This is a genomic window from Streptomyces sp. TE5632 (assembly GCF_054061295.1).
Window position 1 is genome coordinate 1,766,399 of the sequence record NZ_JBSSEA010000003.1, and the last position, 21,824, is coordinate 1,788,222.

17 protein-coding genes are annotated in these 21,824 nt (G+C 72.0%); 4 read left to right on the forward strand and 13 right to left on the reverse strand.

What is annotated here, in order from left to right; genetic code table 11:
* Positions 1–155: 155 nt before the first annotated feature.
* On the reverse strand, positions 156–1,163 hold the full coding sequence (locus tag ACVW19_RS13095) for a stage II sporulation protein M (RefSeq protein ID WP_457459453.1): 1,008 nt from the start codon (positions 1,161–1,163) through the stop codon (positions 156–158).
* A 189-nt stretch (positions 1,164–1,352) separates the two neighbouring features.
* Between ACVW19_RS13095 and ACVW19_RS13100 the strand changes: the two genes are divergently transcribed.
* Complete coding sequence (locus ACVW19_RS13100; protein WP_457459455.1) at positions 1,353–2,282, forward strand: RDD family protein; 930 nt, start codon at positions 1,353–1,355, stop codon at positions 2,280–2,282.
* A gap of 32 nt (positions 2,283–2,314) precedes the next feature.
* On the opposite strand, the gene ACVW19_RS13105 is transcribed toward ACVW19_RS13100, so the two are convergent.
* The 9 genes from ACVW19_RS13105 to ACVW19_RS13145 all read right to left on the reverse strand — a co-directional run bounded on the left by ACVW19_RS13105 (position 2,315) and on the right by ACVW19_RS13145 (position 12,664).
* Positions 2,315–2,929, reverse strand: coding sequence for a hypothetical protein (locus tag ACVW19_RS13105; RefSeq protein ID WP_457459457.1), 615 nt, complete (start codon positions 2,927–2,929; stop codon positions 2,315–2,317).
* A 151-nt stretch (positions 2,930–3,080) separates the two neighbouring features.
* The gene (ahcY, locus tag ACVW19_RS13110) at positions 3,081–4,538 is read right to left on the reverse strand and encodes an adenosylhomocysteinase (protein ID WP_457459459.1); all 1,458 of its coding nucleotides are present in this window, start codon (positions 4,536–4,538) and stop codon (positions 3,081–3,083) included.
* A 312-nt stretch (positions 4,539–4,850) separates the two neighbouring features.
* Positions 4,851–5,825 (reverse strand): cation diffusion facilitator family transporter, encoded by a 975-nt coding sequence (locus tag ACVW19_RS13115; protein ID WP_457459461.1) that lies wholly within the window; start codon positions 5,823–5,825, stop codon positions 4,851–4,853.
* Between the two features lie 145 nt (positions 5,826–5,970).
* Positions 5,971–7,122: a mannose-6-phosphate isomerase, class I gene (manA, locus tag ACVW19_RS13120; protein ID WP_457459463.1), complete on the reverse strand. Its 1,152-nt coding sequence runs from the start codon at positions 7,120–7,122 to the stop codon at positions 5,971–5,973.
* Between the two features lie 188 nt (positions 7,123–7,310).
* A complete protein-coding gene (locus ACVW19_RS13125) occupies positions 7,311–8,447 on the reverse strand; it encodes an SIS domain-containing protein (RefSeq protein WP_457459465.1) in 1,137 nt (378 codons plus the stop codon).
* 78 nt (positions 8,448–8,525) lie between these two features.
* Positions 8,526–8,696 carry a Trm112 family protein gene (locus ACVW19_RS13130; RefSeq protein ID WP_109380987.1) on the reverse strand — a complete coding sequence of 57 codons (171 nt, stop codon included), beginning with the start codon at positions 8,694–8,696 and terminating at the stop codon, positions 8,526–8,528.
* Between the two features lie 159 nt (positions 8,697–8,855).
* Entirely contained in the window at positions 8,856–10,220 is a 1,365-nt protein-coding gene (locus tag ACVW19_RS13135) for a phosphomannomutase/phosphoglucomutase (protein ID WP_457459467.1), read from the reverse strand.
* Positions 10,221–10,414: 194 nt separating this feature from the next.
* Positions 10,415–12,031, reverse strand: coding sequence for an L-lactate permease (locus ACVW19_RS13140; protein ID WP_457459469.1), 1,617 nt, complete (start codon positions 12,029–12,031; stop codon positions 10,415–10,417).
* A gap of 216 nt (positions 12,032–12,247) precedes the next feature.
* Positions 12,248–12,664 (reverse strand): DUF3499 domain-containing protein, encoded by a 417-nt coding sequence (locus tag ACVW19_RS13145; protein WP_457459470.1) that lies wholly within the window; start codon positions 12,662–12,664, stop codon positions 12,248–12,250.
* A gap of 320 nt (positions 12,665–12,984) precedes the next feature.
* Here ACVW19_RS13145 and ACVW19_RS13150 point away from each other — a divergent pair, with 320 nt between their 5' ends.
* Complete coding sequence (locus ACVW19_RS13150; protein ID WP_457459472.1) at positions 12,985–13,434, forward strand: metallopeptidase family protein; 450 nt, start codon at positions 12,985–12,987, stop codon at positions 13,432–13,434.
* A gap of 35 nt (positions 13,435–13,469) precedes the next feature.
* Here the strand turns inward: ACVW19_RS13150 and ACVW19_RS13155 are convergent, their stop codons facing one another.
* The 3 genes from ACVW19_RS13155 to ACVW19_RS13165 all read right to left on the reverse strand — a co-directional run bounded on the left by ACVW19_RS13155 (position 13,470) and on the right by ACVW19_RS13165 (position 19,349).
* Positions 13,470–15,089 carry a DUF5719 family protein gene (locus tag ACVW19_RS13155; protein ID WP_457459474.1) on the reverse strand — a complete coding sequence of 540 codons (1,620 nt, stop codon included), beginning with the start codon at positions 15,087–15,089 and terminating at the stop codon, positions 13,470–13,472.
* Positions 15,086–18,829, reverse strand: coding sequence for a glycosyltransferase (locus tag ACVW19_RS13160; protein ID WP_457459476.1), 3,744 nt, complete (start codon positions 18,827–18,829; stop codon positions 15,086–15,088). Before ACVW19_RS13160 ends, ACVW19_RS13155 begins: the two co-directional genes overlap by 4 nt.
* A 256-nt stretch (positions 18,830–19,085) precedes the next feature.
* The gene (locus ACVW19_RS13165) at positions 19,086–19,349 is read right to left on the reverse strand and encodes a WhiB family transcriptional regulator (RefSeq protein ID WP_109380992.1); all 264 of its coding nucleotides are present in this window, start codon (positions 19,347–19,349) and stop codon (positions 19,086–19,088) included.
* 820 nt (positions 19,350–20,169) lie between these two features.
* On the opposite strand from ACVW19_RS13165, the gene ACVW19_RS13170 reads away from it, so the two are divergent.
* Together ACVW19_RS13170 and ACVW19_RS13175 are read left to right on the forward strand one after the other, a co-directional pair.
* A complete protein-coding gene (locus tag ACVW19_RS13170; protein ID WP_457459477.1) occupies positions 20,170–20,718 on the forward strand; it encodes a cysteine dioxygenase in 549 nt (182 codons plus the stop codon).
* Between the two features lie 42 nt (positions 20,719–20,760).
* On the forward strand, positions 20,761–21,819 hold the full coding sequence (locus ACVW19_RS13175) for a 2-phospho-L-lactate transferase (RefSeq protein WP_457459479.1): 1,059 nt from the start codon (positions 20,761–20,763) through the stop codon (positions 21,817–21,819).
* Positions 21,820–21,824 lie beyond the last annotated feature (5 nt).

A 21,824-nucleotide genomic window follows, 5' to 3' on the forward strand; every position in this document is an offset into this window, starting at 1 on the left:
AAGTATCGAGAAGCAGTCAGATGCTCACCGTTGCCGCTGCGGATCCAGGGACCCTGCTCCAGGCAACTGTTCAAATCTACCTCCCCACACCGCTTGTGTCAACGGCTCCTGCGGGGCGAAGAGGAGACTAGCAGCTCAACCGACCGGTCCGCACATCAGGCGGCTGTGGGTACGACCGCGCTGCGCTCGGCGGCCTCCAGGTCACCGGTCTCTCCGGCCCGTGCCGCACGTCCGCCCACTACGTAGACGTAGACGAGGAAGAGCAGCTCCGCGACGACGCCGATGCTGATGCGGGCCCAGGTGGGAAGGCCCGAGGGGGTGACGAAGCCTTCGATCGCGCCGGAGACGAAGAGGACCAGCGCGAGGCCTATCGCCATGGCCAGTGCTGCTCGGCCCTCCTCCGCGAGGGCCCTGCGCCGGGGCCGCGGACCGGGGTCGATGAGGGTCCAGCCGAGGCGTAGACCGGTGCCGGCGGCGACGAAGACCGCGGTCAGTTCCAGGAGGCCGTGGGGCAGCACGAGACCGAGGAAGGTGTCGAGTCGGCCGGCGGAGGCCATCAGACCGAAGCCGATACCCAGGTTGAGCATGTTCTGGAAGAGGATCCAGATCACCGGCAGGCCCAGGAAGACGCCCAGGATCAGGCAGAGGGCGGCGGCCCACGCGTTGTTCGTCCAGACCTGGGCGGCGAAGGAGGCCGCGGGGTTGCTGGAGTAGTACGTCTCGTACTGGCCGCCGGGGCGGGTGAGCTCGCGCAGTTCGCTGGGGGCGGCGATGGACGCCTGGACCTCGGGGTGGGTACCTATCCACCAGCCGAGGAGGGCCGCGACGGCGGTGGAGAGGAGTGCGGTGGGCACCCACCAGTGGCGCGCTCGGTAGACGGCGGCCGGGAAGCTGTGGGAGAGGAAGTGTGTGACGTCCCGCCAGGATGCACGGCGGGCTCCTGTCACGGCGCCGCGCGCGCGTGCCACCAGCTGGCTGAGCCTGCCGGTGAGCTGCGGGTCGGGAGCCGCGGACTGGATCAGCGACAGGTGGGTGGCCGTGCGCTGGTAGAGCACGACGAGTTCGTCGGCCTCGGCACCGGTCAGGCGGCGCTGGCGCCGGAGCAGGGTGTCGAGGCGGTCCCACTCCGCGCGGTGGGCGGAGACGAAGACGTCGAGGTCCATCGGTGTGCCTGCTCCTCGGCTGTTCGTCGGCTCTGGGCCGAAGGCTCGTCGTCGATCGTGCGGGCCGGCCTCATCGGTCGTACGGCATGAGTCGTACGACATGATCAGCTGGTCGTACCGCGGTGCGATGTGTCATCAGCTTGGCAGACTGGCGGTGTTCGGGGCAGGCCAGGGGAAGGACGTGCGGACATGAGTGAGCTGGTGACGGGCGAGGCGGTGGCGCTGGAGTTGCGCCCCGCGAAGGTGCCCAGCAGGGCGCTGGCCGTGCTGCTCGACCTGGCCGCGGCCTTGACGGTGTACGTCGTGGCGACGATCGCGCTGGTGGCCGCCACGGCCTCCCTGGACGAGGCGGCGCAGGCCGCGATCTTCATCGCGGTGTTCGTGTTGTTGCTGGTGGGCGGGCCGATCGCGGTCGAGACGCTCAGTCACGGGCGGTCGCTCGGGAAGATGGCGTGCGGGCTGCGGGTCGTACGGGACGACGGCGGACCGATCCGCTTCCGGCACGCGCTGGTACGGGGCTTGATCGGTGTGATCGAGATCCTCATGACGATGGGCGTCATTGCGTGCATCGCCTCGCTGGCGTCGTCTCGGGGGCGGCGGCTCGGGGATGTCTTCGCGGGGACCCTGGTCGTGCGGGAAAGGTTGCCGGTCGGGCCGATGGGGTTCGTACCGCCGCCTCCGCCCTGGCTGGCCGGTCGTTTCTCCGGGCTCGATCTGTCCGCGGTGCCCGACGGTCTGTGGCTCGCCGTCCGCCAGTACCTGACGCGGATGCGGCAGCTGGACCCGCAGGTGGGCCGGACGATGGCGGAGCGGTTGGCCGCGGACCTGGCGGACCGGACCGGGGCGCCGGTGCCGCAGGGCGTTCCGGCGGCGGCGTATCTGGCGGCGGTGGTGCAGGAGCGGCAGGCCCGGGAGGCACGGCGTGCCTTCGGACAGGCCTCGGCCGCGGGGAGCGGGACGGTCGGTGCCGTCGGCCCGGTGGGTGCGTACGGATCGCCCGCGCACCATGCGGCTCCGCCGTCCCCGTCTCCGTCCGCTCCCGCCGTGCCCCTCACACCTGCCTCGCCCGCCTCGCCGCCGACCGAGGGCCCCTCGACCGGGTTCGTGCCACCGGTGTAGGCCGGTTGCGGGTCGGTCGCTCGCGTCTTCGGTCAGTCGAAGACCGAGGGCGGTGATTCGAGGTCCTCGAGTTCGATGCCGGGGGCCGCGAGGACCACGTCCCCGGCGAGGTGCACGGTGTGCTGCTCGCCCGTGTCCAGGGCCGTGACCTGGTATTCGTCCACGGTCAGGGGTCCGTTGTCAGTGGCGTGTGCTTCTCTTCTCACCAAGGCCCAGGACTGGTCCACGGTGCGCGGGGCGAGCACCGGATCGGTGAGGGCGACGAGGCGTACGCGGGTGGCTGACGCGGAGGGGGTGAGGCGCAGCAGACGGGCGGTGGCGACGAGGAACGCCGGGGACGAGCCGGTGAAGGCGTGGGCGCGCACATTGCCTTCGGTGGCGTGGGTTCCGGTCGGGTCGGTACGGACCCAGGTGACGCCGTCGAGAGCGGCGCCGCGGACCTGCCAGCTCGCGGCGTGCAGTTCGAGGCGGATGGGACGGCCGAGCTCGTCGAGGGCGAGGTCGACCGAGCCCAGGTGATCGCCGGAGGGGGCGGTGAGCTGGGAGACGTAGCGCCAGCCGGAGGGGCCGGGGGCGCACTGGAAGTGCTCTTCGGCGAGGGGGGTGTGATCGTGCGGATCGTGGAGCGAATAACGGCCGCGGGGCATGGGGGTCCTGGATCTTGACGGGCTGGGCCGGTCGCCTGCCGACCCATGGGGCAGGCCCCCGACACGGGGGTGCGGGGGCCTGCCTCGGATGGGGCCGCTGCCGGGGAGCGCGCCGGTGGACCGGTGCGCTCTCCACGGCGGGTGCGTGGGCTCAGTAGCGGTAGTGGTCCGACTTGTACGGGCCCTCGACCGTCACACCGATGTACTCGGCCTGCTCGGGGCGGAGCGTGGTCAGCTTCACGCCGAGCGCGTCGAGGTGCAGACGGGCGACCTTCTCGTCCAGGTGCTTGGGCAGCACGTAGACGCCGGTCGGGTACGCCTCGGGCTTGGTGAACAGCTCGATCTGGGCCAGGGTCTGGTCCGCGAAGGAGTTGGACATCACGAACGACGGGTGACCGGTGGCGTTGCCCAGGTTCAGCAGGCGGCCCTCGGAGAGGAGGATGAGCACCTTGCCGTCGGGGAAGGTCCAGGTGTGGACCTGCGGCTTGACCTCGTCCTTGACGATGCCGGGGATCTGGGCGAGGCCGGCCATGTCGATCTCGTTGTCGAAGTGGCCGATGTTGCCGACGATGGCCTGGTGCTTCATCTTGGCCATGTCGGCGGCCATGATGATGTCCTTGTTGCCGGTCGTGGTGACGAAGATGTCGGCCTTGTCGACGACCTCGTCCAGCGTCGTGACCTGGTAGCCGTCCATCGCCGCCTGCAGGGCGCAGATCGGGTCGATCTCGGTGATGATCACACGGGCGCCCTGGCCCCGGAGGGACTCCGCGCAGCCCTTGCCGACGTCGCCGTAGCCGCAGACGACGGCGGTCTTGCCGCCGATCAGGGTGTCGGTGGCGCGGTTGATGCCGTCGATCAGGGAGTGGCGGCAGCCGTACTTGTTGTCGAACTTCGACTTGGTGACGGCGTCGTTCACATTGATCGCCGGGAACAGCAGGGTGCCGTCGCGGTGCATCTCGTACAGGCGGTGGACGCCGGTGGTGGTCTCCTCGGTCACGCCGCGGATCTCGGACGCCAGCTGGGTCCACTTCTGCGGCGACTCGGCCACCGTGCGGGTGAGGAGTTCGAGGATGACGCGGTGCTCGTCGGACTCGGCGGTGTCGGGCGAGGGGACCTTGCCGTCCTTCTCGTACTCGACGCCCTTGTGGACCAGGAGGGTGGCGTCACCACCGTCGTCCAGGATCATGTTCGGGCCGCCGGTGGGGGTGTCCGGCCAGGACAGCGCCTGCTCCGTGCACCACCAGTACTCCTCCAGCGTCTCGCCCTTCCAGGCGAAGACCGGGACGCCCTGCGGGTCCTCGGGCGTGCCGTTCGGGCCGACGGCGATGGCGGCCGCGGCGTGGTCCTGGGTGGAGAAGATGTTGCAGGACGCCCAGCGGACCTGGGCGCCGAGGGCGGTCAGGGTCTCGATGAGGACGGCGGTCTGCACCGTCATGTGCAGGGAACCGGTGACACGGGCGCCGGCCAGGGGCTGTGCCTCGGCGTACTCCTTGCGGATCGCCATCAGGCCGGGCATCTCGTGCTCGGCGAGGGTGATCTCCTTGCGGCCGAAGGCGGCCAGGGAGAGGTCGGCGACCTTGAAGTCCTGTCGGTTGTCGACAGTCGTCATGAAGAGCTGCTCCTCGGGGTGTGGGTCGAGGTGGGTACGGCTGGTCTGCGCGGCGGCGGACACAGGAGTGCCCGAGGAGGACACAGGCATGCCCGCGTGCGGCGCAGCGCAGTCCGTCGGAGGCCCTCTCTCCCTCGGCCGGTCCGCAGGGACCGCCCGACCGCCATCAGCAGCGACGTCTGGCTTCGTCCCAAGCTACACCGACGGGCCCGGTCATCCCCAGTGAGTCACCGAACACATCACGCCGACCGCCGACCGCCGAACACTGACCGCCGACCGCCGGCCGCCGAACACTGACGGCCCGGGCCTGGGTCAGTGTTCCGTCCGGGCCGGGCCGCCGGGGGTGGCCTCGGCGTCGGCGCCCTTGGCGGATTCGGCCTCGCTGTAGATGTCGGGCTCCAGGTAGATCACGCGGGCGATCGGGACGGCTTCGCGAATGCGGGACTCGGCGGCGTCGATGGCGGCGGCGACCTCCGCGGCCGTGTCGTCGTGCCGTACGGCGATCTTCGCGGCGACCAGGAGTTCCTCGGGGCCGATGTGGAGGGTGCGCATGTGGATGACGCGGGTGACGGTGCCGCCGTCGACGACGGCTGCCTCGATCTTTTGGGTCTCCTCGGCGCCCGCGGCCTCGCCGAGCAGCAGCGACTTCGTCTCGACGGCGAGGACCAGGGCGATCAGGACGAGCAGGACGCCGATGCAGAGGGTGCCGATGCCGTCCCAGACGCTGTCGCCGGTCAGCAGGGCGAGCCCGACACCGCCGAGGGCGAGGACGAGGCCGACGAGGGCACCGAGGTCCTCCAGGAGGACTACCGGCAGTTCCGGGGCCTTGGCGTGGCGGACGAACTCCTTCCAGGAGCGCTTGCCGCGCAGGGCGTTGGACTCCTTGATGGCGGTGCGGAAGGAGAAGGCCTCGGCGATGATCGCGAAGACGAGGACTCCGACCGGCCAGTACCAGTGCGTGAGCTCGTGCGGGTGCTTGATCTTCTCGTAGCCCTCGTAGAGGGCGAACATGCCACCGAGCGAGAACAGCACGATGGAGACGAGGAAGGCGTAGATGTAGCGCTCGCGACCGTAGCCGAAGGGGTGTTGCGGGGTGGCCTGCCGCTGCGCCCGCTTGCCGCCGACCAGCAGCAGGGCCTGGTTGCCGGAGTCGGCCACGGAGTGCACCGATTCGGCGAGCATCGACGAGGAGCCGCTGAAGAGGAACGCCACGAACTTCGCTACCGCGATCGCGGCGTTGGCGGCGAGTGCCGCGACGATCGCCTTGGTGCCGCCTGACGCGCTCATGTGTTCGCGTTGTCCCTTCGTACGCCGTTCACGGGCCCGGGCGGACGTCTTCGTACGCCGCCCGGGGCTCCGACTGTCCTTTGACGGGGGGACATTGTTGCAGCTCGATGGGGCGACGGTGGGCCAGAACGTCGCCATCGGGCGGTCAGACGACGACAGTTGCCCTGAACAGGATTCCGGTACCGGAGACTTCCGCCTTTTCGCCCGCCGGTACGAACACCGAGGTGCCCGGGGACAGCTCGTGCTCACCGGCCCGTACCGAACCTGCCGTGCAGAGCAGGATCTGCGGGGTGGCCAGCGTGAGGTCGTGGGTGGTGCCGCCCGCCGGGAGGACGTAGCGGGAGAGCCGGAACTCGTCGGTGGGGGTTTCGTAGAGTTCTTCGCCGTCCGGTGCGGCTTCCGGGCGCAGCACGCCGGGGTCGCGGGGCTCGAAGCGGACGATGCGCAGGAGTTCGGGGACGTCGACGTGCTTGGGGGTCAGCCCGCAGCGCAGGACGTTGTCGGAGTTGGCCATGATCTCGACGCCGAGGCCGTTCAGGTAGGCGTGCGGGACGCCGGCACCGAGGTAGAGGGCTTCGCCGGGCTGGAGCCGGACGTGGTTGAGGAGCATGGCGGCGATGACGCCGGGGTCGCCCGGGTAGTGGTGGGCGATCTCGGCGTACGGGGCGTGGTCGCCGCCGAGGCGTTCGCAGGCGGCGGCCGCTTCCGTGACGGTGTGGGCCATTTCGTCGCGGTCTGCGGTGAGGATCGCGGTGAGGACCTCGCGCAGGGCCGCGTCCTCGGGGCGGGCGCGCAGCAGGTCGACGTACGGCTTGAGGGAGTCCACGCCGAGGGCGTCGAGCAGTTCGGCGGCGTGCCGCGGGTCGCGGAAGCCGCACAGGCCGTCGAAGTCGGTCAGTGCGCAGACCAGTTCGGGCTTGTGGTTGGCGTCCTTGTAGTTGCGGTGCGGGGCGGTGACGGGGACACCGCGTCGCTCCTCGTCCGCGTAGCCCGCCTTCGCCTGGTCCAGGTCGGGGTGGACCTGGAGGGAGAGGGGCGCTCCGGCGGCGAGGAGTTTGAGGAGGAAGGGCAGGCGCGGGCCGAACTTCGCGACCGAGGCCGCGCCGAGTTCCCGTTCCGGGTCGGTGTCGATGACCTCGGCGAGCGTGCCCCGGTCGGTGCGCGAGGGCGCGCCGGGGTGGGCGCCCAGCCACATCTCCGCCTGCGGCTCGCCGGTCGGTTCGACGCCGAGCAGTTCGGCGATGGCGGTGGTGGAACCCCAGGCGTAGGGGCGGATGGTGTTGTCGAGGCGATCCATCGGGTTCTCTCTGGGTCCTTCGGCAGGTTCTCGTACGGAGGGGCGGGGCGCCCGTGCCGGGCCGCCCGACACGGGCCCGTCCGCGTCGGGGCTTGCGCGTCTGGACGTCCGCGTGTGGACGTCCACGTGCGGACGTCCGTGTCTGGACGTCCGGGCGGGTCGCCCGGGTCAGGCCGTCCCGGGCATGATCAGGCTCCCGAGGTGAGCGCCAGGTAAACGGCGGCGAAATCCGTGACGGCGATCAGTTCGGCGAGGGTCTCCAGTTCGCCGCCCTCCTCCGGTTCCAGTTCGCTGATCGGCGTGTCGTGGCTGAGGGCCAGTTCACGGGCGGCCGGGGCGGCGGTGAGGCCACCGATCGGGCGGTCGCGGAGCAGCACCACGCGCGCGTGCAGGGCGGGCGGCTCCTCCACGCGGTCGCGGAAGAAGTCGTCCGGGTTGGCGCGGGCGGCGAGCGGGCCTGCCAGCAGGGCGCTGTGCACGCCGAGCGCCTCGGGGAGTTCGGCGACGACGGCGGGGTTGCCGGACAGTTCCGCGAGCGCGGCGGCGAAGCGGCGGCCCGCCGGGCCGGCCGAGGTGCCCTCGGTCCATACGACGGGGAGCGCGTCGGCCAGTTCGGCGGCCAGGGTCTTGGCGGGGTTGTTGTAGATGGCGATGGCCGGGCCGCAGCGTTCGGCGACGCGGTCGAGGCGGTCGGCGACCTTCTCCAGGGCGTCCGGCGGGGCGGTGAGCAGGCCGGTGCGGTCCAGCAGCGCGAGCAGCGGGGTGAGCAGCGCCCACAGGACTCCGGGGGCTGAGGAGGCGAGCGGTTCCTCCTGCTCGTCCTGCTCGTAGGGTGCGGTCGCCATGGGGACGAACAGGCCGTGGGAGCCGTTGACCGCTTCGGCGAGCGGGGTGCGGGCGGGGGCCACGGCGACGACGGTGCAGCCGCGCCGGTAGGCCTGTTCGGAGAGCAGGGACAGGCCCGGTTCGGTGCCGTCCGGGGTGGTGATCAGGAGCAGGTCCACGGAGCCGGCCCAGCCGGGCAGCTCCCAGCGCAGCGCGCCCGCGGCGGGGGCCACGCCGGTGGGCGCGATCCGGGTGACGGGGCTGCCGGCGCCGGCGAGGGTGCCGAGGAGGTCGGCGGTCTGGGTGGCGGCGGCGCCGGGGCCCGCGATCAGGACGGCGCGGGGACGGCCGTCGGGCTTGAGGTCGTGGACTCCGGCCTCGGCGGCGTACCGGGCGGCGGTGCGGACTCGGGCGCCTGCTTCGGCGGCGCCGCGGAGCAGCCCGCGGTGGTCGGCCTCGGCGAGGCCCTCCGGTGAGTCGAGCAGCGATTCGTCGATCATGGGCGGCAGCCTTCGAACGGCGGGGCGTCGGTACGCGGGGCGGCGGGTCGCTGATGCGCAGGGTCGCCGGGTCGTCGGTTACACGGGGCGGCGGGCCTCGTCGACGAGGAGGACGGGGATGCCGTCCCGGATCGGATACGCCAGGCCGCATTCCTGGCCGGTGCAGATCAGCTCACTGTCCTGCTCCTTGAGGGGGGAGTGGCAGGCCGGGCAGGCGAGGATCTCCAGGAGGCCGGTTTCCAGCGGCATGGGGGTTCCCTTCGGGCGGGCGTATGCGGATGTGCCTGGTCAGGGTACCGCCGGTGGAGCCGGTGCGGGCGGGCAGCGGCTGTCGGGCCGACGCCCGGCCCGCCCGGACGCCACGAGGACGCCGGGCGGCCACCCGCGCGGGGCGGGCGTCGTGGGGCTTCAGCCTCGGATGATGTCCAGGGCCTCGTCGCGGACCCTGGTCATGGTGGCCTCGTCGCGGGCCTCGGCGTTCAGGCGCAGGAGGGGCTCCGTGTTGGAGGGGCGGACGTTGAACCACCAGTCGGCCGCGGTGACGGTGAGGCCGTCCAGTTCGTCCAGGGTGATGCCCTCGCGGCCCTCGTACGCGGCCCTGATCGCGGCGAGGCGGGCCGCCTGGTCGTCGACCGTGGAGTTGATCTCGCCCGAGCCGGCGTAGCGGTCGTACTGGGCGACCAGGTCGGACAGGGTGCCCTGCTGGCCGCCGAGGGCGGCGAGGACGTGCAGGGCGGCCAGCATGCCGGTGTCGGCGTTCCAGAAGTCGCGGAAGTAGTAGTGCGCCGAGTGCTCCCCGCCGAAGATCGCGCCGTGCGTGGCCATCTCGGCCTTGATGAAGGAGTGGCCCACGCGCGTGCGTACCGGTGTGCCGCCGTTCTCCTCGACGACCTCCGGCACCGACCAGGAGGTGATCAGGTTGTGGATGATCGTGCCCTTGCCACCGTTGCGGGCCAGTTCGCGGGCAGCGACCAGGGCGGTGATCGCGGACGGGGAGACCGGTTCGCCCCGCTCGTCGACGACGAAGCAGCGGTCGGCGTCGCCGTCGAAGGCGAGGCCGAGGTCGGCGCCCTCCTCACGGACCCGCTGCCGCAGATCGACGAGGTTGGCCGGGTCGAGCGGGTTGGCCTCGTGGTTGGGGAAGGTGCCGTCGAGTTCGAAGTACATCGGGACGACGGTGAGCGGCAGGTCCGCCAGCACCGTGGGAACGGTGTGCCCGCCCATGCCGTTGCCCGCGTCGACGACGACCTTCAGGGGGCGGCCGGCGGTCAGGTCCACGAGGGAGCGCAGATGCGCCGCGTAGTCGCCCAGCGTGTCCCGCCGGGTGATCGTTCCCATCGGGCCGACCGGCTCGGGGGCACCCGACTCGCTCCATTTCTCGACGAGTTCGCGGATCTCCACCAGCCCGGTGTTCTGACCGACCGGGGCGGCGCCCGCGCGGCACAGCTTGATGCCGTTGTACTGGGCCGGGTTGTGCGAGGCGGTGAACATCGCGCCGGGCAGGTTCAGCGCGCCCGAGGCGTAGTAGAGCTGGTCCGTGGAGCAGAGGCCGATCTCGGTCACGTCGACGCCGTGGGCCGCGGCCCCGCGGGCGAAGGCGCCCGACAGGCCGGGCGAGGAGGGCCGCATGTCATGGCCGGTGACGATGGCGCTCGCGTCGGTCACCCGGGCGAAGGCCGCGCCGAAGAGTTCGGCCAGGGGCTCGTCCCACTGGTCGGGGACGATCCCACGTACGTCGTACGCCTTCACGATCTGTGACAGATCAGCAGCCACGGCCAACCCTTCCGAAAGTCCTGTGGTCACCACAAACTACCCGCAGCGGATGACACTCCGCTGCGGGCGGTTCGGTGTGGCCCGACCGGGCTCACGGGACGTCGTCCCGGGTGCCCTCTCCGGTGTCGTCTCGGGTGTCCTCCCAGGTGTCGTTCCAGGTGTCGTTCCAGGTGTCGTTCCAGGTGGGTCTCGGGTCAGGGCAGCATCCACCCCAGCACCGCGGTGCTCTGGCCCACCACGACCAGGCACATCACGAACAGCAGGACGAGGCTCCAGGGCAGCACCTTGCGCAGCAGGTCTCCCTCCTTGCCCGCCAGCCCGACGGCGGCGCAGGCGATGGTGAGGTTCTGCGGCGAGATCATCTTGCCGAGGACACCGCCCGAACTGTTCGCGGCCGCCAGCAGGTCGGGCGACAGCCCGGACTCCCGGGCGGCGGTCACCTGGAGGGCGCCGAAGAGGGCGTTGGCCGAGGTGTCCGACCCGGTGACGGCGACGCCGAACCAGCCCAGCACGGGCGACAGGAAGGCCAGTCCGGCACCGGCGGCGGCCACGAAGTAGCCGATCGTCGCCGCCTGGCCGGAGAGGTTCATGACGTAGGCGAGCGCCAGCACGGAGGTCACCGTGAGGATGGCGAAGCGCAGTTCGTACACGGTCGCCGCCCATTCCCTGACCGCCACGCGCGCGTGCACACCGAGCACGACCGCGGTGGCCACCCCGGCGAACAGGACGAGGGTGCCGCCGGTCGAGACGATCGGCCAGGTGAACACGTTGGCGCCGACCGGCTCCCCGTTCGGCGCGGCGACGTCGAGGAAGGGCCAGTCGGTCCTCCGGGTCGCCCCGGCCAGCCAGTCCTTGATCACCGGGATCTGCGCGACGGAGAAGACCACCACGATCAGCGCGTACGGGGCGTACGCCCGCAGGACCTCGCCGCGCGGGTCCTCCTCGTCCAGCTCCTCGCTGCGTACGCCGGTCAGTACGGAGGTGCGTACGGCCTCGGAGGCCGGCACGCGCGAATGCGGTACGGCGACCAGGGCGCCCGCGCCCGCCATGGCCGCGGCGATGTCGGCGAGTTGCGCGGAGACGTAGTTGGACGCGACGAACTGGGCGATGGCGAAGGCGACCCCGCACACCACCGCGGGCACCCAGGTGTCCCGCAGCCCGCGCCGCCCGTCCACCAGCCAGACCAGCACCAGCGGCACCACGAGGGCCAGCAGCGGGGTCTGGCGTCCGACCACGGACGCCACCGAGTCCAGCGGCAGCCCGGTGACCTGGGCGAGCGTGACCACCGGTGTTCCCATGGCGCCGAACGCCACCGGCGCGGTGTTGGCGACCAGCGCGACGATCGCGGCGCGCACCGGATCGAAGCCGAGCGCCACGAGCATCACGGCGGAGATCGCGACGGGAGCGCCGAAACCGGCGAGCGCCTCCAGCAGCGCCCCGAAGCAGAAGGCGACGACCAGGGCCTGGATCCGCGGGTCGTCGGAGAGCCGGCCGAAGGAGCGGCGCAGGATGTCGAAGTGCCGGGTGCGGACCGTCATCCGGTACACCCACAGCGCGTTGACGACGATCCACATGATGGGGAAGAGACCGAAGACGGCTCCCTGGACGGCGCTGGAAGCCGCCTGGCCCCACGGCATGCCGTACGCCAGGCAGGCCACCAGTACGGCGCCCAACAGCCCGATCAGGCCCGCCAGGTGCGCCTTCATACGGAAGCCGCCGAGCAGGACGAGGACGATCACGAGGGGTAATGCCGCCACGAGGGCGGAGAGAGCGAGTGAGCCGGCGACTGGTTCCAGTTCCTGGACGTACACGGACGCGCCTCCCGAATTCCGCAATGCGAAAGAGGTTTCTCGCTACGTGCCCGGAATGGTCGTGTCCCCGACAAGCGCGCGTCAATGGGCGTGCGGCACCTTACTGACGGGACAGGTGGGACGGGAGGGACGGGAGGGACGAGAAGGGGAGAGCGGAGAAAGCCGGGAGAAGCGGGAAGAACGGCGAGAACAGGAAGCGGCGAAACGCGGCCGTGGTCAGTTGTCGGGAGAGCGGAGCACGCGCAGATGGCCGCGGCGTGCGACCTCCATCGGGTCCGCTCCGCGCCCCGCACCACCGACCGCTCGCTCCTGGGGGCGGGCGGCTTCGCGCACCGCGTCCGCGAGCGCTTCCAGATCGTCCCCGCTGGGCTGCGCGGGAGCCGAACCGTCGAGCAGGCGGACGACCTCCCAGCCGCGCGGCGCGGTGAGGCGCTCGGAGTGCTCGGCGCACAGGTCGTAGCAGTGGGGTTCGGCGTAGGTGGCGAGCGGGCCGAGGACCGCGGTCGAGTCGGCGTAGACGTACGTCAGCGTCGCGACGGCGGGACGGCCGCAAGCGGTGCGCGAACAGCGACGTACAGGGCTCACGATGTTGGACGGTACCGCACTCTTGAGCGGGTCGCGAAGACTCCCCACCCCGGCATTCCCTCGTGTCGTGGCCTGAAACACCTCACCCGCCCCCGCGGGCACACGCCGTTGACCTGCCTCGACGCCCGCGTTCGAGGTACTCGCGCCCCCTGTTCCGGTCATCAGTTGGTACAAACACCGTCAAATACCTTGAGATCACCGGCCCGCGAAAGATATCGAATCGAACCGAACCTTGGCCGGAATGGTCATGTGACGACATGCCGTTCCGGGCAGACCGGCACCGCGCCCCGACGCCATGCGGGTGTCGCGGTCCCGAGGCCGTGTGGGGGCCGGGCGCGCCGGACCGCCGGAGACTACCCTTCACCCTGATGGACACCCCTGTGACTCCCCGTGCCGCCGACCGCGGGCCCCGCCGCCGTGATCGCCACGGCCGGGGCATGCGTGGGCCGATCGCACCGCCCCAGGTGCCGCTCGCCGCCAGCCGCGCGGAGACCTTCGCCGATCTCGTGCAGGACTCCGTGGAGCGGCTGGAGCGGCGCTGGCCGCAACTGACCGACATCGATTTCCTCGTCCTGGAGGTGCCGCGGCTGGACGGGCCCGGACTTCAGTGGAGCGACGAGGCGGTGCCGCTGGGCGGCACCGTGCCGGGCCGGGAGGGGCACCCCGCGCGGGTCGTGATCTATCGCCGGCCGGTGGAGATCCGCACCAAGGGACGCGACGAGCGGGCGGCGCTGGTCCACGAGGTCGTCGTGGAGCAGGTCGCCGAGCTGCTGGGGCTGACGCCGGAGACCGTCGATCCCCGGTACGGGGAGGACTGAGCGGCGGCTCCGGCGCCCGCTTTGCCGAAGGGCCCCTACCTCTGCAGGACCGACAGGTTCTCCTCCGCCTTCGGCACCGCCACCAGGCCCCGATCGTCGGGAAGGGTCTGGACGGTGAAGGCCGGGAGGCTGTCGTCGGTGACGGAGAGGGTCCGCGACGCGTACACGGGGGTGCCGTCCGACTCGGGTTCGATCGTCAGGGCGTACGTGCCCTTGACGCCGTCCGGGGCCGGGAGCTCGATGTGCTGGGTGGTGCCGGCCTTGATCGTGTACGTCTCGGACACCGGGTCACCGCCCTCACTGCCCGCGGACGCGGTGACCTTGACCTTGGCGGCGCCCTCGGGCGCGGTCACGGCGAGGGTGCTGCCCTTGGCCGTGTTGCCGACGGCCGTGGCGCGCAGGCCGACCGGGCGGGCTGCCGGCACGAAGGCCGACTCCTGGTTGCCGTCCTTGCCGCGCAGCACCCGGACCGCCGCCACGACCGGCACCGAGCGGCCCGTCGGCGTGAGGACCAGGGAGCCCGCCTCGCCGCGCGTGACGTCGCCGAGGTCGACGGCGGTCGTCATGCCGCCCTTCACATGCACCGTCTCGTTGCCGGCCGGTGTGATCAGCCCGGAGGGCGAGGCGAGCCGCACCTTCAGGTCGGCGTCCACACCACCGGGGGTGAAGGCGACCAGGCGCACGGCGGTGGCGTCCTTGGGGATGCCGGGCAGGACCAGGCTGCCCGCGGGGTCGGCCGACGCGGTGAGCCAGTCACCGCCGAGCGTGTCGTCCAGGGCCTGCACGGCCGCGCCGATCCGCCCGCTGCGGACGACGACGTGCACGGTCACATCCGTCTGCTCCTCGTCGGTGAGCGTGGACAGCAGCACCGGCTCGGCGGAGTGCGGCTGGACCGTGATGCCCTCTCCCGCCTCCGTCTCGAGGGCGCCGTCCTTGCCGTAGATCTCGATGTCCACGACGGCCGCGGAGTCGTCGGGGTTGGTGAGGTGGACGTAGTCGGTGCGCTCGGTCGCGGTGCTCGCGCCGGGGAACCAGAACTCCGTGTCGGGGGCGGCGCAGTTGACGCCCTGCAGGCCCCGGCCGATGCCCGCGGCGACCTCGGTCGTCTGCTGCACGGTCCACCCCGGGGCGAGGCGGCCCTCGGCGGTGCCGACGAGCGCCGGCTCCTCGCCTCCGGAGACGTCCGCGACGACCGGCTTGCCGGGTTCCTTGGGCTCGAGAACCGGCTTCTCGGCCTTCTTGGCGTCCGCGGTCTTCTCGCCATCGGCGGCTTCTCCGCCGTCCTCGGCAGGCTCTTCTCCGTCGGCAGGCTCTTCGCCGTCGGCAGGCTCTTCGCCGTCGGCGGCCTTCTCGCCGTCGCCGTCCTTCGCGTCCTCCGCCGCGGACCGGCCCTCGGCAGCCGACCGGAGTTCGGCCCTGCCCTCGCCCTCCGCGCCCTTGGTGACGGGCGTGAAGGACGTGTACGTCGTCTCGGCGAGGTCGGAGGTGCTGGGCGTCGGGCACAGCAGGCTGGTGCGTTCCACGGGCAGGTGCGCCGCAGCGGCCTCGACGCCGTCCTCCGCGGCCGTGGGGTCCGGCGCGGACAGTACCGCGAAGCCGGTGACGGCGGCGAGTGCGGTGGCTCCCGCGATCAGGGACAGGGTGGTGCGGTTCACTGCTGGCTCCCGTCGGAACGCTCACTGCCCGGCTGAGGACGGTGCGGCTGCTCGGGGTCGTACGACGTGTCGTAGCCCTGCGCGTAGGTCTGGTCGTAGCCCTCGTAGCCCTGTCCGTACGTCGCGGGGTCGTACGGCGGCTGCTGCTGGGGCGTGCCGTCGTAGGCGTACGGGTCGTACTGGCCGCCCTGGTACTGATCCGCGGGGTACGTCCCGCCGTAGCCGTCCGTCACGTACTGCTGTTGCTGCTGGTACTGCTCGGCGGGGTAGGCGCCGTCGTACTCGGGCTCGGGGGCCGGATAGCTCGACGCGTCCCACTCGTCGTAGGACCGCTGTTGCGGAACGGCCCCGGAAGCCGGCTCCGGCTGGGTGTCGAACCCGTCGTCGTCCTCCGTGCCCGTGTCCTCACCCGCTTCCCCGTGCGTGCCCGCCGCCTCGGCGGCGGCCTCCGCCTCCGCCTCGGCCTGGGCGCGCAGACGGCGGGCGCGGCGGCCGTCACCGGCGAGCGCCTCGGCGGCGACGGCCGGTTCCTCGGGCAGGTCGTCGTCGATGTCGCGGCGCCGGCCGGGCAGGGCGAGGACGACGAGGACGACGGCGAGCAGGCCCTGCGCCCACAGCCACGCGGTGTGGGTGATCGGGTCGTCGTAGGTGACGTCCAGTTGTCCGCCGGTGGCGGGCAGTTCGAAGCCCTGGGCCCAGCCGTCGACCGTGGTGGGGGTCAGCGGCTTGCCGTCGAGGGTGGCGGTCCAGCCCTCGGCCGCGGAGTCGGCCAGGCGCAGGACGCGCCCCTCGGAACCGTTCGGGATCTTCGTGTGGATCTCGACGGGTCCCGCGGCCACGGGCTGCGACTCGCCCTCGCTCCCCTTGCCGGGGACGATGCTCGCGCGGGCCACGTCCTGGTCGACGCGCCACAGCGCGCCGCCTGCCTGCTGGCTGAGCCGGGTCAGGCCGGGAGTGGCGTCCAGGACGCGGGTCACGTCGCGGGGCGCGCCCGGGTGGACGAGGACGTAGCGCACCGCGAATCCGTCGAGCTGGTCGGCCTGGTCGGCGCCCGAACCGGCGACGAGGTTGGCGACGACCTTGTCGAGCCCGCTGTTCCCGCTGTCCGAGGCGGCGATCTCGGCGTCGCCCATCCGGGCGCCGGAGCCGCGGACCAGCACGTAGTCGACGCGGGCGGCGGAGTCGCTGTCGAGGACGAGGGTGCGGGCCTGGTCGCGGGTGCCGCTCTCCTCGGCGACGAACGCGGGCACCTGCACGGGGTCGCGCCGCTGCAACGGTCCGTCGGCGCCGCGGATCACCCAGCCGGCGGCGGCCAGCAGCGGGCCGACCGCGCAGGCGAGGGCGATCAGGACGGCGACCGGCTGACGCCAGCCGAAGCTCTGCTCGGCGACACGCGCGCGTGCCCCGTCGGCGCCGAGGGTGGCGGCGGCCAGCAGGGCGATGCCGTAGACGAGCGTCGCGGGACCTGCCCAGGTGGAGCCGTTGGACAGGACCGCGAAGACGAGTCCCACCAGGGCGGCCGTCCAGGCGGCGCGGATGGCGAGATTCCGCTCGGAGCGGAGCAGGGCGGCGAGGGCCGCGAGCACGATGCCGATGAGCACCGCCCCGCCGACCGCGCCGGGCCCGCCGGGGCTCGCGCCGAGCAGGTCGAGGGCGGAGGCGGCGGAGGGGCCGTACTCCAGGCCCGCCTCCTGGAAGAAGCCGAACGGGAGCAGCGACAGCGACCAGGGGGCCAGCACCAGCAGCGGAGTGCCGAGCTGGGCGAGGAAGCGGAGCCCGTACGCCGGGAGGTCGGACCTGCGCAGGGCGAGGACGCCGATGCCGAGGACCAGGGCGATGGGCCACACGATCGGGGTGAACGCGGTGGTGACGGTGAGCAGCAGCGCGTACGCCCAGGTCGCGCGCCAACTGCCGCGGACGTCCGGGGGGTTCGTGAGTCCGCTCGCGGCGATGCCCGCCCGGGCGATCAGCGGCAGCAGCACGGCGAGGACGGCGGTGCCGATCCGGCCGCCTGCCAGGGCGCCGGCGACGGCGGGCAGGAAGGCGTAGGCGACGGCGGCCCACGCGCGCAGCAGCCGGGACTCGACGAGCGGGCGGGAGGCGAAGTACGCGCTGAAGCCGGCCAGTGGCACCGAGCCGACGAGCAGGACCGTTACGGCAACCCCGGGGGAGCCGAGCAGCAGGGTGCCCAGGGCCGCCACCACGGCGAGGTAGGGCGGCGCGGACCCGGTGCCGCCGGCGCCCACCGCGTGCCAGGTGTCGGTGTACCGCGCCCAGAGGTCGGCGGAGTCGGCGGGGACGGGGAGCAGTGCGCCGCCCGCGAGCGCGCCGCCGCCGAGGAGCTCGCGGCAGGCCGCGAGGGAGATGAACAGCAGGGCCAGGAAGAGCACCGGGCCGGGCTTGCGGGCGATCCGCTTGAGCCGGGCGAACTGCTCGACCTGCAGGAAGTCGGCGTCGTCCCCGCCGGGTCCGGACTCGACGGCGCCGCCGTGCCGTCCGGCACCGGAGGTGGTTTCGGGGTCGGAGCGGCCGACGAGGCTGCTCGCGGCCTGCTCGACGGTCACGCGGATGGTCGCGCCGGGGGGCGGGAACAGCGGCCGCAGTTCGCCCTTGTCGACCTGCGGGCTGCCGCGGCGGCGCCGTCCGGCGAGGATGCGCTCGGGCCGCAGCAGGGTGCCCATGAGACCGCGGATCTCGTCGACGGCCTGCCCGGGGACCTTGCCGACGAGGTAGGCGAGGGTCCGCAGCAGGGTGCCGAGGACGACCCGCAGCAGCACCCAGGGCAGGGCCGCGGTACGGGTGTTGACGAGCAGGGTGTGGACGGCGCCCGCCTTGTCCACCTTGTGCGGGGAGGCGGCGGTGCGGCCCACGCAGTCGACGGCGCGGCGCTCGCGGGAGGCAGCCTCGGCGTGCCGCACGACCGCGTCGGGGGCTATGAGCACCCGGTACCCCGCCGTGTGCGCGCGCCAGCACAGGTCGACGTCGTCACGCATCAGGGGCAGGTGCCGGTCGAAGCCGCCGAGTTGTTCGAAGACGTCGCGGCGGACCAGCATGCCGGCGGTGGACACCGACAGCACGGACCGGACCTGGTCGTGCTGGCCCTGGTCCTGTTCGCGGCGGTCCAGGCCGGTCCAGCGGCGGCCGGAGTTGGCGATGGAGACGCCGACCTCCAGCAGTTGCCGGCGGTCGTACCAGCCGCGCAGCTTGGGGCCGACGACGGCGACGTCGTCACGGCCGAGCTCGTACTCGTTGTCCACGACGCTCAGCAGCCGGGCCAGCGCGTCGGGTTCGGGGGCGCAGTCGTCGTGCAGCAGCCACAGCCACTGCACCGGCTCGCCGTGCGGGAGGTCGGGCAGGTCGTAGGCGTCGTCGTGCCAGCTGCGCGTGACCGGGTCCCAGCCGCTCGGCCGCTTCAGGTAGGGCAGGTCGTCCGGGGTGAGGTGCGGCGCGGCGTGGTTGCACTCCTCGACGGCCTGGCCGAAGCCGGTGCGCCGGGCGAGGTGCAGGACGTGGTCGTCGCCGAGGGCTTCGGTGACCAGTCGGGCGGAGTCGTCACCGCTGCCGGTGTCGGCACCCATGGCGAACTGGACGGGACGTTCCTGGCCGAGTAGCCCGGCGAGCGCGTCGGGCAGCCAGCGGGCTCCGTCGTGGGAGACGAGGACCGCGGTCACCACATGACGCGGGAACTCTGGAGCGGCAGCTACGTCTTGACGGGCTGCCGGGTGACTGTGCACGGACATCGAGGTACGGGCCCCGGTTCGGTGGACTGTGGGGGACGCCCGTGCCCGGTGGGGGCGGCGTGACGTCTCGGACGAGCGCCCACACTATCGGCTGGGCGGCAAGGCGGCCCGCCGCCTGTGGACAACCCACCCGCGACGGGCCGCACTCGACACATGCACGATATGCACACATGCAGAACATCTGACACATACGCTGACATGGCGCGCATACGGATGCGGCGCATCGGATGTGACGCACCGTTCACCGGCGGCACCCTCAGACCACCGCCTTCTTCAGCCTGCGCCGCTCCCGCTCGGACAGGCCGCCCCAGATGCCGAAGCGCTCATCGTTGGCGAGGGCGTATTCAAGGCACTCGGAGCGAACCTCACAGGCGAGACAGACCTTCTTGGCCTCCCGGGTGGAACCGCCCTTCTCGGGAAAGAACGACTCGGGGTCGGTCTGGGCGCACAGCGCGCGCTCCTGCCAGCCGAGTTCCTCGTCCGCGTCATCGACCAGCAGTTGCTGCACCAGCTCCGTCATGTGCGCCCCTCGTCTGTCTTTCGTGTCCCCGTGACGCTGCCGTTACCTGTCCCGGCCAAACGACACGAGTGAAATTACAAGTGTGCTGCTTCGGGCGAGTCAAGCTGAGATCTGCTATTGGCGCCCTTATTCACTCTGCGGAACCAAGCCCAAGCCGAAAGTGTTCAAATCGCCATAAACCTTGACACACCGACGGCCCTGGCAGAGCCTCCCACCCCGCGCGAACCCTCCACCAGGGAGGACGCCCGGTCGATCGACCCCGTTGTCGCACCGGCACCACGGCGCGCCGGATCACATTCGGATCACAGGACCGCAACAGCACTTGCGTGCCCGGCTGTGCGCACCTTGTGTCCCCGGAATCACACGAACAAACCTTTCGCCCCGCAGGTGAACCGGATGGAGTGAACCGTGTCCCACGATCCGGGCGTCGAGTTGACACTGAAGGTGTGAACCGCTGTCCTTGTGGGCATGCTCGCGAACTTGGCACTCGCCTCGACCCGCTCCGCCGGGTCCCTCGGTGCTGCCCGCGCTCGCTGTAGCTGTCACTGTTCCGGTTGTTGAGCCCAACGCGCTCCGACCCTTCGAGTCACTCTCGACTCGAGGCCAGTTTTCTTCAGCCCGGTTCCCTCCGCTCCCACCGGGGCACTCCTCGCCGCCGTCCGCGACCCGGACGCACGCGACAGCACACGCTGTAGTCCCCCTCGCGTCTCTCCCCTTCCTCCCCTCCCTCCCCTCCCTCCCCTCCCTCCCCTCCTTCCCCTCCCTCCCTATTCCGCTCACTGCTTCCCGACCGCTTCTCCGCCGAGGAACACCGCATCCCATGAACAGCGACAGCGACCTCCAGATCGCCGGCGACATCCTCGAAGTCCCGCACCTGCTGCAGACCCCGCGCGAGCACCCGGCGACCGTCGCCGAGTTCGTCGGGCTGGCCCGTTCCCTCGCCGCCGACCGCTCATCGTGGGAGCACCTGGTGCGGTACGACGCGACCAGCCGCTGGTACCACCGGCTGCGCACCGTCCCCCGAGGCCTCGGCTCCGCTCGAGCCGAGGAGACCCCGATCGGCTACGAGGTGTGGCTGCTGTCCTGGATTCCCGGCCAGGGCAGCGGACCGCACGGCCACGGCCCCTCCTCCGGAGTCATGACCGTCCTGGACGGCACCCTCACCGAGCGCACCGGGCGCGGCACACGCGCGTTGACGACGGGTACGGAGCGGGTGTTCCCGCCCGGCTATGTGCACGAGGTCGTCAACGACACACTGGAGTCGGCGGTCAGCCTGCACGTGTACTACCCGGGCCTGACCGAGATGCCGATGCGCCCGCTCGCCCCGCACTGCGAGGCACGGCCGGTGCCCGGGACCCTGACCGTCTGAGACGGTGCCACGGCCGGCCCGGCGGCTGAGACACTGTTTCCCATGCGCATTGTGGTTCTGGCAGGCGGCATCGGCGGTGCCCGTTTCCTGCGCGGTCTGAAGCGGGCCGCGCCGGACGCGGACATCACGGTCATCGGCAACACCGGGGACGACATCCACCTCTTCGGGCTGAAGGTCTGCCCGGACCTCGACACGGTGATGTACACGCTCGGCGGCGGCATCGACGAGGAGCGGGGCTGGGGGCGGACCGACGAGAGCTTCCGCCTCAAGGAGGAGCTCGCGGCGTACGGCGTCGGCCCGGGGTGGTTCGGGCTCGGTGACCGGGACTTCGCCACCCACATCGTGCGGACGCAGATGCTCGCCGCCGGATATCCGCTGAGCGCGGTGACCGAGGCGCTCTGCGACCGCTGGCAGCCGGGCGTCCGGCTGATCCCGATGACCGACGACCGCGTCGAGACCCATGTCGCCGTCACCCTCCCCGCCGACGACTCGGCGGGGACCACGGCGGAGACCGGTGCGGGCTCGACCGCCTCGACGACGGGGCCGGCGGCGGGGTCCGAGGCGGGAGCCGCGGGACCCGGCGAGCGCAGGGCGATCCACTTCCAGGAGTACTGGGTACGGCTGCGGGCGTCGGTCCCGGCCGAAGCGGTCGTGCCGGTCGGCGCGGAGCAGGCCAAACCGGCGCCGGGCGTACTGGAGGCGATCACCGGGGCGGACGTGATCCTCTTCCCGCCGTCCAACCCGGTCGTCTCCATCGGCACGATCCTCGCCGTCCCCGGCATCCGTGAGGCGATCGCCGACGCGGGCGTGCCGGTGGTCGGCCTGTCGCCGATCGTCGGGGACGCGCCCGTGCGCGGCATGGCCGACAAGGTGCTCGCGGCGGTCGGCGTCGAGTCCACCGCACCGGCGGTGGCCGAGCACTACGGCTCGGGCCTGCTGGACGGCTGGCTGGTCGACACGGTCGACGCGGCCTGTGTGGAGCGTGTCGAGGAGGCCGGGATCCGCTGCCGGGCGGTGCCGCTGATGATGACCGACGCCGACGCGACCACGCGGATGGCGCGGGAGGCGCTGGCGCTGGCGGAGGAGGTGCGGTCGGTTTGAACGAC

Coding starts and splice junctions, on each gene's coding strand:
- ACVW19_RS13160 (WP_457459476.1), bottom strand. CDS start 18,829: ATGTCCGTGCACAGTCACCCGGCAGCCCGTCAAGACGTAGCTGCCGCT.
- ahcY (WP_457459459.1), bottom strand. CDS start 4,538: ATGACGACTGTCGACAACCGACAGGACTTCAAGGTCGCCGACCTCTCC.
- ACVW19_RS13125 (WP_457459465.1), bottom strand. CDS start 8,447: ATGATCGACGAATCGCTGCTCGACTCACCGGAGGGCCTCGCCGAGGCC.
- manA (WP_457459463.1), bottom strand. CDS start 7,122: ATGGATCGCCTCGACAACACCATCCGCCCCTACGCCTGGGGTTCCACC.
- ACVW19_RS13130 (WP_109380987.1), bottom strand. CDS start 8,696: ATGCCGCTGGAAACCGGCCTCCTGGAGATCCTCGCCTGCCCGGCCTGC.
- ACVW19_RS13165 (WP_109380992.1), bottom strand. CDS start 19,349: ATGACGGAGCTGGTGCAGCAACTGCTGGTCGATGACGCGGACGAGGAA.
- ACVW19_RS13175 (WP_457459479.1), top strand. CDS start 20,761: ATGCGCATTGTGGTTCTGGCAGGCGGCATCGGCGGTGCCCGTTTCCTG.
- ACVW19_RS13170 (WP_457459477.1), top strand. CDS start 20,170: ATGAACAGCGACAGCGACCTCCAGATCGCCGGCGACATCCTCGAAGTC.
- ACVW19_RS13150 (WP_457459472.1), top strand. CDS start 12,985: ATGGACACCCCTGTGACTCCCCGTGCCGCCGACCGCGGGCCCCGCCGC.
- ACVW19_RS13100 (WP_457459455.1), top strand. CDS start 1,353: ATGAGTGAGCTGGTGACGGGCGAGGCGGTGGCGCTGGAGTTGCGCCCC.
- ACVW19_RS13095 (WP_457459453.1), bottom strand. CDS start 1,163: ATGGACCTCGACGTCTTCGTCTCCGCCCACCGCGCGGAGTGGGACCGC.
- ACVW19_RS13115 (WP_457459461.1), bottom strand. CDS start 5,825: ATGAGCGCGTCAGGCGGCACCAAGGCGATCGTCGCGGCACTCGCCGCC.
- ACVW19_RS13105 (WP_457459457.1), bottom strand. CDS start 2,929: ATGCCCCGCGGCCGTTATTCGCTCCACGATCCGCACGATCACACCCCC.